This window comes from Aquimarina sp. Aq107, assembly GCF_943733665.1.
In the GTDB taxonomy this organism is placed as follows: Bacteria; Bacteroidota; Bacteroidia; order Flavobacteriales; family Flavobacteriaceae; genus Aquimarina.
Map to the genome: position 1 here is coordinate 1,292,567 of NZ_OX030782.1, position 15,503 is coordinate 1,308,069.

Genomic DNA, 15,503 nt, shown 5'->3' on the forward strand with positions numbered 1-15,503 from the left:
AATTAAATTTCGTTATCTTCAGAAGCACGTTTTATAATTGCCTCTGGTAGGGATTTTTTAGCTTTAGCTCCCATTTTTTTAAGTTTTTCTACACTGGTAATCAAATTACCACGTCCATCTACGAGTTTATTCATCGCAGAGGAATAGTCTTTTTTAGCATCATCAATCTTTTTGCCAACTCCTGTAAGATCTTTAACTAATCCTTCGAACTTGTCATACAGAGCTCCTGCCTGTCTTGCGATTTCTATAGCATTACGTTGCTGCTTTTCGTTATTCCACATAGTATCAATAGTACGTAGCGTTGCTAAAAGTGTAGATGGAGTTACAATCACTATGTTTTTTTCAAAAGCTTGATTATACAGTTTGTTGTCTTCATTAATTGCAATGGCAAAAGCGGGTTCTATAGGTACAAAAAGCAACACGAAATCAGGTGATTCGATATCGTATAAATCTTGATAATTTTTTTCTGAGAGTTGATCGATATGACGTCGTAAGGATGTGATGTGCTCTTTTAGATATGTAGTTCTTAAGTTTTCATCATCTTCATTTACATAGCGTTCATAGGCAGTTAGGGTGACTTTAGAATCAATGACCATTTTCTTACTATCAGGTAAATGAATCACTACATCTGGTAAAACACGTTGACCTTCTGTTGTTGTAAAACTTTGTTGTACAAAATATTCTCGATCTTTTTCTAGTCCAGATTTTTCCAAAACCCTTTCTAAAACCAATTCGCCCCAATTACCTTGCATTTTACTATCACCTTTTAAGGCTTTGGTAAGGTTGGTAGCCTCCTTACTCATTTGTTCATTTAAATCCTTAAGCCCAAGTATTTGCTGACGTAAAGCTGCGTGATAATCGATACTTTCTTTATGAGTTTGTTCTACTTTTTTCTCAAAAGTGTTGATTTTTTCTTGCAAAGGATTCAGAATGTTTTTAATATTTTCTCTATTCTGTTCCGTGAATTTATTGGATTTTTCGTCTAAAATTTTATTCGCTAGATTTTCGAATTCTTTTGTAAATTTTTCTTGTAGTTTTCCAACTTCTTCCTTTTGTTCTTGGTTTTTGAGTTGTAAGTTCTCAAACTCGGCATTACGTCGGGTAAGTTCGGTGTTGAGAAAATCTTTTTCTCTCCGAATCTCATCTCTTTCCTTAGCGGTGTTAGAAAGTTGTTTTTCTAAAGCTTCCTTTTGTACTTGCTGTTGTTGATGGGTAAGTTCAAGTTGTTGATCAGCGGTTTTTTTTGCTTCTTCTAACTGTAATTGTAATTGATTAGAGCGTTCGCTTAACGCACTTTGATCACTTTTGTTTTTTAGTGACGCTACGTATTTACCTATAAAAAAACCTATTATAATTGCAACGACTGCAACGACTAGCAATATGTATTCTGACATGTAATTTTTTATTTACTCGATAATCGAGATTTTGATTTTGCGAGGCTTGCCTCAAGATAAAAAAATAAGTTTACCACAAATGCTCAAGAGCTTGCCTTAAGAGTAGTTTTTTCAAAGATAAAAATTTAGCCAGTATAAGTTGAAAAGAAGTAAGGGTAAATAATCAAATTATGATTGTTCTTCTAGATCTTTTAATGTTTTTAAAATATTAACGATATGTCTCTCAGAGTGATTACGCATAATAAATTCAAAATACCACAAAGCATCTTTATCACTTGTGTTTTCGAATCTCCATCGAACCTCCATTAGATCTTTGATAATGTCGGATAAATCATCATTAGCATCTCCAAGTCCGTTATCGGGTTTCGTCATTTCAAAAGGATCTAAAATCATTTGATAAAATCCCAATTTTGGAAAATTAGATCTAATAGTATTAGAGATTTTTTCGAAATTAAATTCTGGAGCTTCCGGATATTCTTTTTCGTCTTCTGGAGTGTTTCCTACGATTGCCAGATATTCTTGATATAGAGATATCAAAGTTTGTTTTAAAACAAGTTCTTTATTTTCAATGGTTAGTTTTGGAGTAGTACCCCATTGTACAATAAGTTCTATGATATCTGTTAATCTGTTCATTGTATATTTTGTTTAATGTCTTACTTTGTAGCTTCCGGTTTCTGGATCAAACAAAATAAGGTCTTCTGGAAATAAAGCAGAAAATGCTCTACACTGAATTAACTCTTTAGGACGCCCAAATTCGAAACCTTCTGAATTCATAACTATCATTTTATCACATAACTGGATTGCAAAATCAATCTCATGTGTAGAAAATAAAATCGTCTTTTGGGTTTCAAAGGCTAAACGTTTTAATAGTTTTAATATATATGCTTTATGATAAACGTCTAAATGTGTCGTCGGTTCATCTAACATAATAAAAGGCGTGTCTTGCGCAATCGCCCGAGCAATAAGAACTTTTTGTAGTTGTCCGTCACTTAATTCGAAACATCTTTTGTCTACGAGTTCTTCTATATGAGTAACTTCTATAGCTTTTTTTATTTTCTCGATATCTTCCTCGAGTAGTTTACCTACCCAGTTAGTATAAGGTTGTCTTCCTAATGCAACCAATTCTTTTACAGTTAGGTTTTTTGAGGCAATCTGTTCTGTTAATACGATACTTAACTGTGAAGCTAATTCTGAAGTCTTATATTTTCTAATTTCTTTATCAGATAAAAATATGTCGCCACGTAATGCTGGCTGCACCTTAGATAGTGTTCTGAGTAATGTGGATTTTCCTATTCCATTTGCGCCTACTAATCCAACAAGTTCTCCTTCGTATAATTTAAGATTGATATCTGCCGCTACAACTTCTAGATTGTTTTTCTGACTATAACCAATAGAGAGATCTTCCGTTTTTAGAACGATATTTTGATTTTCGGTATCTAATGACTCTATTTCCATAGTGATGTACTCATCTAATATAGTATCGAATCTTTTTAGGATATCTCTACTATCTTGATTTTCTTAAATTAAAACAACATTTTTCGTTTTCTTACTAATAACCAGATAACCACTGGAGCTCCAATTAATGATGTAATAGCATTTATTGGTAATGTATATTCTGTACCTGGTAATTGTGATATAATATCGCAAACTAACATGATTAAACTACCTATTAGCATCACTGCAGGAATTAATGTTTTATGGTCCGAAGTATGAAATAATTGTCGTGTTAAATGCGGTACAGCTAATCCTATAAATGCTATTGGTCCAGCAAATGCTGTAATACTTCCTGCTAACAATCCAGTAGCTAAAATAATCAAGAAACGACTTTTTTTAATGTTTAGTCCAAGACTACGCGCATAATTTTCTCCTAGTAATAATGTATTTAAAGGTTTTATTGCAAAAACAGCTAACACAATTCCTAATAAAGCAATACAAGAGAAAATTAATACATCAATCCAAGATAAATTTCCTAAACTTCCAAATCCCCAAAAAATGTAACGTTGCAATTGCTCTGCCGGGGCAAAATAAGAAAGTACACTTACGATTGCACCAGTAATGCTACCGAACATTAATCCTATAATTAGAATTGCCATCGTATCTCTAACTCTGATTGATACCAACATTACCATAAATAAAACTAAAATACTACCTAGACTAGCGGCAACTACTAATCCCCAATTAGATACTAAAAATAGCGCTGTTGTTCCACCTATTAATGCGCTTCCTAAAATCAATAATGCTACACCAAGACTAGCTCCAGAACTGATGCCAAGAACAAAAGGTCCAGCTAAGGGATTTCTAAATAATGTTTGCATTAATAGTCCAGATACACCTAATCCACTACCTACAATTACAGCAGTAATAGCTTTAGGCAATCTATAATCAACAATGATATGTCTCCAAGATTCTTTTTCGACGGTAACGCCTACTAAACTTTTTAGAGTGTCAAGCCAAGGAATTAACACAGAGCCAAGGCTTATATTAGTTACAAAACATAGTACGAGTACTATGAGAATGATAATGAAAACACTTTTATATGATTTATTTGGGGTCAACTAGTTCAGTTTTTCGAAAAAATAAGGTTCGTAATCTGTTAATAGTTCGGGATGTGCTATTTGGATTATATCCTTAAGAATTAAATCCGGACGCATAGGTCCTAATTCATAATATATCAATCCACCTTTTGCGCCGGTTTTTAACGTAGAAGAATATACGGTTTTATTTTTAAATGCTTCAAAAAAAGTATAACGATTGTTTTTTTCTTTTAGTTCCAAAAGAGATTTAGAAGATCCTGAACCAATCCAAAGATCAGCATTTTGAGCTTTCTCAAGTACACTTTCAAAATTTAATGCAATGCTTCCTGTTTTTGGTGTTTCCTCCCATAAATATTTTGTATTAGCATCTTTTAAAAACTGTGCAACGTAACTATCTCCTCCAGGGACATACCATACATCTTTAAACATATTTCCGGATAAGATGGTTGGAGATGTTGGAGAATTTTTGGCTAAAGTAGCTGCTTTATTATAATCTTTTTCGATCACCTTAAAAATACTATCTGCTTCTTTTTCTTTGTTGTAAAACGCGGCTACAAACTTTATCCATTCTGCACGACCCAATGGATGTTGTTCCATCCAAGATCCGTTCATAACAACAGGAATTCCTGTTTGTTCTAATAAATCATACGTTTTGGTATCACCGGTAGCAGAGTATCCAATAATAAGTTCCGGTGCTAGCTCTAGCGTAAGTTCGGTGTTTAGATGACCATTGTTACCTAATTCAGTGATAGAACCATTATCAATTAAATTTCTCGTTTTTTCTGAGGAGATATAATCACAATGAGGAAAACCAATTAATTTATTTTCTAATTTCAGATATTCTAACATTGGTATATCTGTGGTAGAAGTAACTACTGTTTTATCTACTGGAATCTGGATGTATGAAACTTTTCCGTTTACTGCTGGTTTTTCAGTTCCTTTAGGATGTAGTATATATGTAAATGAACTTTTGGCATCTGGCCATGGAGAGGTAATCTTTATTTCTTTATAGGTCTCTTTGTTTTGAATAGTAAACCCTATTGCGTACTGGACTTTTTGTTCTACAAGTTTTTGTGTTGCTATTGATACCTTTTCTTTATTTTCCTTTTTACATGATTGAAAAGAAATAAATAATACAAATAGGATATAGAAATTCTTCATGTGATTTAGAATATTTTTCAAACTTCGATATATTTTTTGAAAACGTATAATGATTTACCGTTAATTTGTGTAGATAAATAGTATGATATGTCATTTTTGTGTTCTTGGAGTGGAGGAAAAGATAGCTGTTATGCAATGCATATTGCTGCTAAACAAGGTCATGAGCCTGTAGTTTTGTTAAATGTGCTTAATGAATATGGCGATCGATCTAGATCACATGGAATTCCAAAAGAAATATTAGAAGCGCAGGCAAGTGCTATGAAGTTACCTATCTATTTTTTTGAAAGTACATGGACTGATTATGAACGATTGTATATCGAAAACTTAAAAGTGTTAACCGGTACGTATAATTTGAAATCTGCCGTGTTTGGAGATATTGATATTCAATCTCATAGGGATTGGGAAGAGAAAGTGTCCAATGCTGCAGGTTTAAAAGCGATGTTGCCTATCTGGCAACAATCCAGAAAACAGTTAGTGTTAGATATGATTGATCATGGGATTGAAGCCTTGATTGTTTCTTGTAATAATACGTTAGGGTCAGATTTTTTAGGAAGAAATATAGATCGACAACTTATTAAAGATTTAGAAGTTTTGGGTGTGGATGCTTGTGGAGAAAATGGAGAATATCATACATTAGTAGTAAATGCTCCACTTTTTAGAGAACGACTTGATGTTCGTGTAGTAGGAAAAGAAATTTCTTCTAACTATAATTTTGCTAGACTACGGTTAGGTTAGATTTTAATTACATCTCCATAATTTATTTTTATTTTAAAAGAATCTTTGAGATCTATTTGTCTAATGTGTGCTAGTAAAGCTCTTATCGCTCCTGCATGAGCCACAATTATTATTTTTTTATCAGAAGCATGATCTAGAGATTGATAAAATTGGATCATACGCTGTTGTAACATAATATAAGATTCTCCATTAGGCACCTTAACATTTACAAAATCTTCCATCCAAGGATTTAGTTCATCTTGCGGAATATCATCCCAGTTTTTTAATTCCCAATCACCAAAATTTAATTCCTGCAATCTATTATCAAAAATAGTTTCGATATGGAATGTTTCTGCTAATACTTTACACCGTTTTAGTGGGCTGCTATAAATCTTAGATATTTCTTTACTAGGTATTTGCTTATGAATTTTAATGACCTCAGATTTAAAAGTATCTGTGATGTCTAGATCACTTTGTCCATAACATATTCCCTTTTGAATATCAGGAGTTGTATGTCTTACCAGATATATTTCCATAAAGCTAATATACTAAGGTAAAATACTACTTCACTAAGTTGCTGAACTGCACCAGCACAATCACCGGTTTGGCCACCTATCCATTTTTTAAATTTAGCGGCTAGAAACATTTTGGAAAGATACATTGGGATCAACGTAAGAAGGATCAAAGGGTTTAGAAAAAATACTAACGGAACAATTCCAAAAAAAGCACTGATCATAAGCATGGAAACACTCATACTCTTTGCTGCGGGTTTAGCTTTGCTATCTTCAGTATCACGGACATATGGATGTGTAAAAATAAGTGTGGTTGCTATAAACCTACTAAGGCTATGACCAGAGATTATAACTAGTGGAATATATATAGGAGCTATTTCTCTTAAAGCAGAAAATTTAATTGCTAGTAACAATAAAATCCCAATAGTTCCATAGGTTCCTAATCGAGAATCTTTCATGATCAAAAGAATTTTTTCTTTAGTCCAACCACCACCAAAACCATCACAAACATCTGCAAACCCATCTTCATGAAATGCTCCTGTTGCATAAATAGTACTGAACATAGACAGTAGTAAGGAGATTTCTAGTGAGAACAAGAAAGAGAACCCATAGAATATTGAAGCTCCAATTCCTCCAATTAAAATACCCACTAAAGGAAAGTACTTAGAACTCTTACGTAAATACCCTGGATCGTGATTGACCCATTTGGGACAAGGGATTCTTGTGAAAAACATAAGAGCAGTAAAGAATATATGGATCTCTTTTTTCATAAATGTAAACTCTTAGATTTTGATGAATATTGATGTTTGTAAAATAGTTTTAAATAAAATATTTCCAGAAGGATATAAAGACTGATATAAATAATATACTAGCTAATATTATCCCTACCATCCCAATTCTATTTTTTTTTAAAACAGTCATAATTCCTAGATAAAAACTTAATAAAGAAATGCTGATAATTACTATTTTAAATAACCTTCTAAATGAAACTAAATCATTAATAAAAAGGAAATTTACTTCCTTTCCAGTTATACGACTATTTTGTATTTCATACATTAACGTATGATATTTATATGTAAAGAAAAAACCAACAATAGTTATTATTATGGATAAAACTCCCTTTTTCATTTAGAAGTAGGTTTTATTCGTTTGTAGTAACTTCAGCTTCTTCAAAACTAGCCATATTATTTAGGAATGATACCGCAGATTCTAAAATAGGGTATGCAACCGCAGCACCAGTACCTTCTCCTAATCGCATTCCTAGGTTCAATAAAGGTGTTTTTTCTAGAAAGTTTAATATTTTTTGATGCCCTTGTTCCTCGGATGAATGTGCAAAAATACAATAATCCAATACGTTTTTATTAATTGCATTAGCGGCCAATAGGGCAGCAGTTACGATAAAACCATCTATAAGAATGGTCATTTTCAATTCTGCAGCTTTAAGTATTGCTCCAGTAATCATGGCAATTTCGAAACCTCCAAAAGTAGTGAGTGCTTCTATAGGAGAATTGGGATTGTGCTTTTCAAAAACAGTTTTTAAAATCCTTTTTTTTGTTTTAATAGCGTCTCCTTGAACTCCAGTTCCTGCACCGACACACTCCATAATTGGAATCTTTGTAAAATGAGACATCAATAATGCAGCTGCAGAAGAATTACCAATTCCCATCTCACCAAAACCTATTACATTACACCCGTTTTGAAATGTGTCCAAAACGATACGAGACGCTTTAGCAATAGCATTATTACATTGATTTATTGTCATTGCTGGTTCTATTTCATAGTTTTTAGTTCCATACGCTATTTTGGCATCAATTAGCCCCGGAACATTATCAAAATTGTGATTTACTCCAGCATCAATAATTTCTAGATGTATCTTATTTTGGATGCAAAATGAATTGATCGCCGCACCACCATTAAGAAAATTATACACCATTTGCTTCGTAACTATTTGCGGGTAAGGATTTACCTCACCTTTTTCTGCGATTCCGTGATCTCCAACAAAAACAAGAATTGTTGGATGTTTTAATTGTGGATTTGTTTTATGCTGTATTAATCCAATTTGCAATGCTATTTTTTCAAGCTTGCCTAAGGACCCAACAGGTTTAGTTTTGAGATTGATTTTATGTTGTATCGTATTTTCTAAAGATCTATCTAATGAAGAAATAGTAAAATCCATTTATTTTATTTTTACTGGTATTCCGGATACCATTAATACTGCGTGATCTGCATGTTTGGCAATATGCTGATTCATCCAACCTTGTAACTCTGTGAATTTCCTGCCAATTTCTGTCGAGGCGTGGACTCCCATTCCAATTTCATTGGATATTATGATAAAAGTAGCGTTAATTTTTAAGAGTTTATCAAACTCTGCTTTTGCTTGTAATAAAGAAAGTTCAATGTCATTTTTAGTATCAACAAAGAAATTAGTAAGCCATAGAGTTACGCAATCAATAACCACTGTTGTATCATCATCGACAACTTTAGATAGTTCTTTTTCTTCCTCAATGGAGACCCATCTATTGTCTCGATCAGCAATATGTCTATCAATTCGTGCTCTATGGTTTCCATCCCATATCCTAGAAGTCGCTAAATATTTGGGATTATCCGAGAGTTCTAATGCGAGATTTTGGGCATAACTACTTTTGCCTGAGCGTTCTCCTCCTGTTACGTAATACAACATTTGTGGTTTTTAAGAGTGTAAATATACTAGTATTACTAATTTATTTATTAAAGAGAACACATTTTCGAAGAAATATGATACATTCGCGCAGAATTTTGGTTTTAAGACACTTTCAAGTGTTAAGAATTAAAAGGGAATCAGGTGAATAAATTATAAATCTATAATGAATGAATCCTGAGCTGTTCCCGCAACTGTAAACTTTGCCAAATCGAGACTGATTGTTATTTCAGTAACGTAGTAGGCGCTTATTGTTATTTCTTTATAACCACTGTTTCGACATTTTCGGAATGGGAAGGTAAACAATAAGACGTAAGCCAGGAGACCTGCCTAAATTCGATATGTCAAACTTTCGGGATAGAAGTTTAGGTATGGGTAAACTGCATACTTTTTTCCGGTAATTGTAAAATTAAGTCATTTAGGAAATGAACAAAAAAGTGTTTTTTGGGGCTACGCTAATTATGTTAGGAGCTCAGATTATTTCAGCGCAAGAAGTAAACCAAGAAGAAAAGGTAAACGAATTAGATGAAGTGGTAATTTCTGATTCGAAATTTAAATTAAAGAGAGAGCAAAGTGGTAAGGTAATTACTAAGATTAGCTCAGAAGAACTTGAACGTAGTCAAGGTCAATCAGTTGCTACGGTATTAAATAGAGTAGCAGGAGTTTTTGTTAATGGAAGTAATAATGCGGCAGGAGAACCATTAGGAGTGTATGTTCGTGGTGGAAGAAATCGTCAAGTTGTTATTAGAATTGATGGTGTTACAGTAAGTGATCCTACTTCATCTGCAGGAGATTTTGATTTAAGATTATTATCAACTAGTCAAATAGAATCTATAGAGATTTTAAAAGGAGCTTCTAGTACATTGTATGGATCTGGAGCAGCAGCAGCAGTAATTAATATTACTACAAAATCAGAAAGTAAAGATGCTATCGCAGCGCAATTTTCTTCTAGTATTGGTACAAACCAATCACAAGATGATCAAGATTATGATATAAATGAATTCGTAAACTTTGCATCTATTAATGGTACAATTGGTAAAGTAAGTTATTTAGGTAGTCTTTCTCATCAATCTACTGATGGTTTATCGGCTGCAGAGGATCCTCTCGAATCTACTAGCGGAAATACTTTTGATAGCGATGCTTATAACAAATTTAATGTATATGCAAAAGTTGGATATCAATGGAGTAAGAATTTTAAGTTTCACTTTTTTGGGAACTTAGATCAGTATAAAACAGATTTTGATGGTGGAGCAGGATTCGATGCTAATAATCAGTTTAATAGTAGGCAATTAAGAGGTGGGAGCTTTTGGGAAGCTAAATATCCAAATGGAAGTTTCACTTTTGTAGATAGTTATGCATTAGTAGAAAGAGAGTTTAATTCTAGTTTTCCTTCTAAATATGAAGGTAAGATCTATACTTTTGATGCTTACAATAAGTATAACTTTAATAATACATTTTATACTGTAATAGGTGCCAATGGTTCCTATAGTGATTTTAATCTATTTAGTATTCCATTTGGAAGTGATGATTTTGAGCAGACAATTAATGATAATGAAGCTGATTTTGATATCATTGATCCATATGTAAATTTGGTGTATGCCTCTAAATTTGGTCTTAATATTAATGCTGGAGCACGTTTAAATATTCATAGTGCATATGGCAATCATATGGTGTATAGCATTAATCCTTCTTATACATATACTTTTGGAGGAAATTATATAAAAGGACTGGCATCTTATAGTACGGCTTATATTACTCCATCGTTATTTCAGTTGTATGATACGGCATTTTTTAGCGGGAATCCTGATTTAGAACCAGAGGAAAGTACTACTATTGAGGCTGGAATTGAATTTTCTCATCAGAAAAAGGCAACGATAAGTGTTGTGTATTTTGATAGAACATCTGAAAATTTTATCACTTTTGATCCTACCACTTTTGTAAATTTGAATTCTACAGAAGATATTGAAGTAAATGGAGTAGAGGTTGAGGCAAATGCACAATTCTTAGAAGATAAATTATCTATTAATGCTAATTTTACATATACTAATATTGATAAATTAGAGAATAATATTAGAATTCCAGAAAATAGTATACAGGCTTCTATAGGTTACCAGTTAGATTCTAAAACTTTCACATCTGTAAGTTATCAAATGAATAGTAAAAGGAATGATACCTTTTTTAATCCTGTCACTTTTGCTTCAGATCCTGTGGAGTTAGATAGTTATGGAATATTAGATTTTTATATTAGTCATCAATTGATGGACAACTTAAGTATTTATGCAGCTATGAATAACGTTACTAATGAAGAGTATCAAGAGATATTTGGTTTTAGTACGAGAGGTAGAAATGCTCGCATTGGATTTAATTTGAAATTTTAAGCCTAATAGATAAATAAAAAAAAGTTCCCAGATACTTATATCTGGGAACTTTTTTTAGTATTAGTTTTGTTTGATTTTTTATTTGTCAAACGTTTTATACATTCTTTCGTAGTCGAGTTGATGCATATTACTGCCTCCTAATTCGTTAAACTCAATGTTTTTGTTTTGTATGCTACTTCGATTTCCTAAGATGTCATTGATAGCAGCATTAAGAAGTGGTTCGTCAGGATCTCCAAGTACTCCCAGATTACTATAATCTTCTGGATTACTTATTTCAGGAGTAAATCCATTAAAATAATCCGTAAAGCCCACTGAGTTAATAGTTTTTAAAATCAACGGTTGCATCGCATAAGTATGACCAAGATTTAAGTTTGTTCCGGATCTAAAATAATTATCAGAATCATAAATGGTTGTGGATGCCTGGAACTTACCTCTAGTTACATCTCCTATTTGAATTACTGTAATATACGGGTCTAACCCGTTTATTATTAATTCACTGGCAGAAGCAGATCTATTTGTGGTTAGGATGTATACTCTACTAAGGTTAAGACTATTGATTCCATCTCCATTTCTTATCTGATTGTCAAAACGATTAGTGTCCCCAAACTGCGGTTGTCTGTCAGAATTCCACTCTTCTGTAGTAAAAACTTCGCCATTAAATTGTCCTGTAATCATACTAGCTAAATCCTTAGTGGTTTCTGTATCACCTCCACCATTATATCTCAGGTCTAATATAAAATCGGTAACTCCATCAGATTTAAATTGACCAAAAGCATTATTTAATTCTACTTCAAAATTAGATCTAAATCCATTATACATTAGATATCCAACTGGGTTTCCTCCCACATTTAATGTTTTAGATAAAAAAACTGGGTTTTCTGTATATTGTGTTTTTGTTAGAGAAACAGATTCTCCTGTTGGTGTAATGTTAGTTCCATCAAAAGTTGCTAAACCAATAGTGTATGACTCAGGCGATAGTAAGGTGGTCGTGTTTGAATCTGTTATTTGAGTTCCATCGATAGTATTAAAGATGTCTCCTCTTTTTATTCCTTTAGCTTCAGCATCTGTTCCTGGTAATACATAACGAACATACCCAAAAACTTGGGTAGGCTCATTTGGATATCGAACTAATCCGAATTCCATTCCATTGTTTAATGTAATGCCATCTAACAATTGTTCTAATGCAATATAATCACTAACAATCCAACTAAATTCATCTTGATCTGCAACTAAGTGATCAAAAAATGATTCTGGAGAATTAAAAGAGTTTAAGAAATCGGTGTATTCTCCATTAGAAGAAAAGCGATCATCTGCTAAATCTGGGACATCTTCCTTATATAGATACCATACATTCATTCCTCTTCTTATAAAATCTTTAATGTCGAGATCAGAAGAAGGTTGTATTACATCATCATTATCATCAAAACAACCGGTAACTATACTTCCTAAGAAAAGAAGCGCAGTAAAATATTTTAGCAATTTCATAAACTTTTTTTGTTTTATATAACCCTAAAAATAGGGACTTTATTATAATTTTAAAAAAATGTGTAACAAATTATATGTATAGTCGTCTCCCTTATATAAAGCTAACAAGTTAGTTTTGTAACAACCAACCAACACAATATGAAGGAAAGAGCATTTATAACGCTTACCAATGGTTTTAAAGACAAGCTGTACAGGTTGGCTAAAAGATTGTTGGTAAGTAATGAAGAAGCAGAGGATGCTACGCAAGAAATACTACTAAAGCTATGGAGGAATAAAACAAAAATGGCTGAGTATAAAAATGTAGAAGCATTTGCGATGACAATGACTAAGAACTATTGCTATGATAAGTTGAAAGCAAAAGAAAGTGGGAACTTAAAAATTGTACATAGTAATTATAAAGATGAACGTCCCTCATTACAACGACAAGTAGAGGCTAAGGATAGTCTAGAGTGGGTAGGTAAAATTATGGATGGATTACCAGAACAACAACGTATGATAATCCAGCTAAGGGATATAGAACAATACAATAATGCAGAAATTGCCGAAATGTTAGAGATGAATGAAACAGCGGTTAGAGTAGCATTATCAAGAGGAAGAAAAACAATAAGAGAAGAATTATTAAAAAAACACAATTATGGAGTTGGCTAAACTAGAAAAACTACTGGATAAGTATTTTGAAGGAGAAACGACACTTTCTGAAGAAAAAGAATTAAAGGTTTATTTTACCGGAGAAAGCGTGCCGTCACATTTGGAAAAATATAAAGATTTGTTTCAGTTTTTTTCTGAAGAAAGTCAAGTAACTGCTAGTTCTGAAATTAGTTTAAATACTAATACAAGTAGAGTGCCCTGGTATACCTGGATAGGTGTAGCTGCATCAATAGCCTTGATTGTGGGGCTGTTTATAAAAGATATTCCTGCAGGAGTTGATCCAGAAGGTGTATATGGTACCTATGATGATCCTGAATTAGCATTACAGAAAACCAAAGAAGCCCTTGATTTGGTAGCTAGTTTAATGAATGAGGGCAAAAAGGATTTGGTCTACCTGAACGAGTTTGATACGGCTAAAAAAGAATTAGTGTATTTAAACGAGTTCGAAACAGCCAAAAATAAATTAATAAAATAAATACGAATATTATTCCTAGAACAAGGGGATATCTTAAAATGAATCAATTATGAAAAAGTTTGTAATCATACTATTAGTAGCATTTGTACCATATATTTCTATTGCACAAAGCAATTTTGATAAATACGAAGACATGAACGATGTGTCATCTATTGTGGTAACTAGTAAAATGTTTAAATTATTAAGCAAGATGGATCTAGAAAGTAATGATCCTGAAATTAAGGATTATGTGAATCTAGTAGAAAATATTGAAAACATTAAAATCTTTGTTACCGAAAAAAATGAAATAGGTCAGAAGATGAAAGCAGATGTGCAAAAGTATCTTAAGAGTACTTCATTAGATGAACTAATGCGTTTTAAAAGCGATGGAAAAAACGTAAAGTTTTACTCTAAGCCTGGTAAAAATGATAATTACGTTACTGAATTATTTATGTTTTTAGAAGGAATGGAAAATGATGGAGGTCCTAATACAGTAGTAATGACTATTACTGGAGATATTGATCTAAGACAAGTTTCTAAAATTGCAGATCACTTAAATGTTCCTGGAGGAGAGGAACTTAAGAAAGTGAATAAGAGAAATTAAGCTTATATTTTAGTTTAAGTTACACCCAAGCTTCTTTAGGTAGAAATACCTAAGGAAGCTTATCATCAATCAAATCAACCTGTTCGGCTTGTACGAATAAAAACCAATTAAAATGAAAAATATAATAAAACTAACGTTAGTAGTCTTCGGGATGCTATTAATAAGTTGTAATAGTGAAACATCACTCCAAAGGTATTTTGTGGATCATCAAGGTGATGCAGATTTTGTTGCAGTAGACCTAGCAACAAGTCTACTAGATGCTAGAACTAAAAAAGTAAATCTTTCTGATGACGAGAGAGAAGCGCTAGAAAGTATCAAAAAAGTTAATTTCTTAGCATTACCTCTTAAAGAAGGAACAGAAACAAGGTACGAAGAAGAAAAAGCAAAGATTAATACAATACTAGATGCTAATAAGTACGAAACCTTAATGAGGTTTGGTTCTAATGGAACCAAAGCAGTGTTAAAGTATCAAGGAGAGGAAGATAATATTGATGAAATGATTGTATTTGCTTCTAATGGAGATCGAGGTTTAGCTTTAGTGAGAGTGTTAGGTGATGATATGAAACCAGGAAACGTTGCGAAACTGATGAATGCAATTGATAAAGGAGATGTAGATATTGGAGCTATAAAAGATATTTTAGGAGATGTAAAAATCGACTAATAACTACTATCAATGATCAAACAAAAAAAGCTTCGACTTATATGGTCGAAGCTTTTTTTGTTCTTTTAAATTGGAATGATTATCCACCACCACCATGAAGAACCTCCACCATTTTCTCCACCTTCATCATGATCTATTTCCTCATCTTCTTGACTACCACCACCTTTGATTGTTATCAAATTTTTAATTTCGTGTTTTTTAAACTTTTCCAACTTCATACTTTTTAAATTTTAATTTAATATTCCGTTTCTAAAATAGGAAAAATAATTTAAGGGAATTTA

18 protein-coding genes and 1 riboswitch are annotated in these 15,503 nt (G+C 32.5%); of the genes, 6 read left to right on the forward strand and 12 right to left on the reverse strand.

What is annotated here, in order from left to right; translation table 11 throughout:
- Window positions 1–2: 2 nt before the first annotated feature.
- The 5 genes from rmuC to NMK29_RS05245 form a co-directional block, all read right to left on the reverse strand.
- Window positions 3–1,394, reverse strand: coding sequence for a DNA recombination protein RmuC (rmuC, locus tag NMK29_RS05225; protein ID WP_108802541.1), 1,392 nt, complete (start codon window positions 1,392–1,394; stop codon window positions 3–5).
- A gap of 168 nt (window positions 1,395–1,562) precedes the next feature.
- On the reverse strand, window positions 1,563–2,027 hold the full coding sequence (locus NMK29_RS05230; RefSeq protein WP_108802542.1) for a DUF5063 domain-containing protein: 465 nt from the start codon (window positions 2,025–2,027) through the stop codon (window positions 1,563–1,565).
- Window positions 2,028–2,039: 12 nt separating this feature from the next.
- On the reverse strand, window positions 2,040–2,849 hold the full coding sequence (locus tag NMK29_RS05235; protein ID WP_108802543.1) for an ABC transporter ATP-binding protein: 810 nt from the start codon (window positions 2,847–2,849) through the stop codon (window positions 2,040–2,042).
- 68 nt (window positions 2,850–2,917) lie between these two features.
- The gene (locus tag NMK29_RS05240; RefSeq protein WP_108802544.1) at window positions 2,918–3,949 is read right to left on the reverse strand and encodes an iron ABC transporter permease; all 1,032 of its coding nucleotides are present in this window, start codon (window positions 3,947–3,949) and stop codon (window positions 2,918–2,920) included.
- Window positions 3,950–5,089 carry an ABC transporter substrate-binding protein gene (locus NMK29_RS05245; RefSeq protein ID WP_108802545.1) on the reverse strand — a complete coding sequence of 380 codons (1,140 nt, stop codon included), beginning with the start codon at window positions 5,087–5,089 and terminating at the stop codon, window positions 3,950–3,952. It lies immediately after the preceding gene.
- Window positions 5,090–5,176: 87 nt separating this feature from the next.
- Here NMK29_RS05245 and NMK29_RS05250 point away from each other — a divergent pair, with 87 nt between their 5' ends.
- Window positions 5,177–5,824 carry a diphthine--ammonia ligase gene (locus tag NMK29_RS05250; RefSeq protein ID WP_108802546.1) on the forward strand — a complete coding sequence of 216 codons (648 nt, stop codon included), beginning with the start codon at window positions 5,177–5,179 and terminating at the stop codon, window positions 5,822–5,824.
- On the opposite strand, the gene cobC is transcribed toward NMK29_RS05250, so the two are convergent.
- From cobC to NMK29_RS05275, 5 genes are read right to left on the reverse strand one after another with little or no spacing between them, the layout of a single operon-like run.
- Entirely contained in the window at window positions 5,821–6,339 is a 519-nt protein-coding gene (cobC, locus tag NMK29_RS05255) for an alpha-ribazole phosphatase (protein WP_108802547.1), read from the reverse strand. The two genes, NMK29_RS05250 and cobC, sit on opposite strands and share 4 nt — an antisense overlap.
- On the reverse strand, window positions 6,321–7,085 hold the full coding sequence (locus tag NMK29_RS05260) for an adenosylcobinamide-GDP ribazoletransferase (RefSeq protein ID WP_108802548.1): 765 nt from the start codon (window positions 7,083–7,085) through the stop codon (window positions 6,321–6,323). Before NMK29_RS05260 ends, cobC begins: the two co-directional genes overlap by 19 nt.
- 49 nt (window positions 7,086–7,134) lie before the next feature.
- A complete protein-coding gene (locus NMK29_RS05265; RefSeq protein ID WP_159092143.1) occupies window positions 7,135–7,443 on the reverse strand; it encodes a hypothetical protein in 309 nt (102 codons plus the stop codon).
- 13 nt (window positions 7,444–7,456) lie between these two features.
- Entirely contained in the window at window positions 7,457–8,491 is a 1,035-nt protein-coding gene (gene cobT / locus NMK29_RS05270; RefSeq protein WP_108802550.1) for a nicotinate-nucleotide--dimethylbenzimidazole phosphoribosyltransferase, read from the reverse strand.
- A complete protein-coding gene (locus NMK29_RS05275) occupies window positions 8,492–8,995 on the reverse strand; it encodes a bifunctional adenosylcobinamide kinase/adenosylcobinamide-phosphate guanylyltransferase (RefSeq protein WP_108802551.1) in 504 nt (167 codons plus the stop codon).
- Window positions 8,996–9,074: 79 nt separating this feature from the next.
- Window positions 9,075–9,341: riboswitch (cobalamin riboswitch) on the forward strand.
- Between the two features lie 76 nt (window positions 9,342–9,417).
- Here NMK29_RS05275 and NMK29_RS05280 point away from each other — a divergent pair.
- Window positions 9,418–11,370, forward strand: coding sequence for a TonB-dependent siderophore receptor (locus tag NMK29_RS05280; protein ID WP_108802552.1), 1,953 nt, complete (start codon window positions 9,418–9,420; stop codon window positions 11,368–11,370).
- A gap of 78 nt (window positions 11,371–11,448) precedes the next feature.
- Here NMK29_RS05280 and NMK29_RS05285 read toward each other — a convergent pair whose 3' ends face one another.
- On the reverse strand, window positions 11,449–12,855 hold the full coding sequence (locus tag NMK29_RS05285; RefSeq protein ID WP_108802553.1) for a S41 family peptidase: 1,407 nt from the start codon (window positions 12,853–12,855) through the stop codon (window positions 11,449–11,451).
- Window positions 12,856–12,993: 138 nt separating this feature from the next.
- On the opposite strand from NMK29_RS05285, the gene NMK29_RS05290 reads away from it, so the two are divergent.
- The 4 genes from NMK29_RS05290 (at window position 12,994) to NMK29_RS05305 (ending at window position 15,222) form a co-directional block, all read left to right on the forward strand.
- Window positions 12,994–13,503, forward strand: a complete 510-nt coding sequence (locus NMK29_RS05290) for an RNA polymerase sigma factor (RefSeq protein WP_108802554.1) — start codon at window positions 12,994–12,996, stop codon at window positions 13,501–13,503.
- Window positions 13,490–13,978 carry a hypothetical protein gene (locus NMK29_RS05295; protein ID WP_051336180.1) on the forward strand — a complete coding sequence of 163 codons (489 nt, stop codon included), beginning with the start codon at window positions 13,490–13,492 and terminating at the stop codon, window positions 13,976–13,978. The genes NMK29_RS05290 and NMK29_RS05295 overlap by 14 nt, the downstream gene beginning before the upstream one ends.
- 49 nt (window positions 13,979–14,027) lie before the next feature.
- Complete coding sequence (locus tag NMK29_RS05300) at window positions 14,028–14,561, forward strand: DUF4252 domain-containing protein (protein ID WP_108802555.1); 534 nt, start codon at window positions 14,028–14,030, stop codon at window positions 14,559–14,561.
- A 112-nt stretch (window positions 14,562–14,673) separates the two neighbouring features.
- Entirely contained in the window at window positions 14,674–15,222 is a 549-nt protein-coding gene (locus tag NMK29_RS05305) for a DUF4252 domain-containing protein (RefSeq protein WP_108802556.1), read from the forward strand.
- A 65-nt stretch (window positions 15,223–15,287) separates the two neighbouring features.
- Here the strand turns inward: NMK29_RS05305 and NMK29_RS05310 are convergent, their stop codons facing one another.
- Complete coding sequence (locus NMK29_RS05310) at window positions 15,288–15,440, reverse strand: hypothetical protein (RefSeq protein WP_159092144.1); 153 nt, start codon at window positions 15,438–15,440, stop codon at window positions 15,288–15,290.
- Window positions 15,441–15,503: the final 63 nt, after the last annotated feature.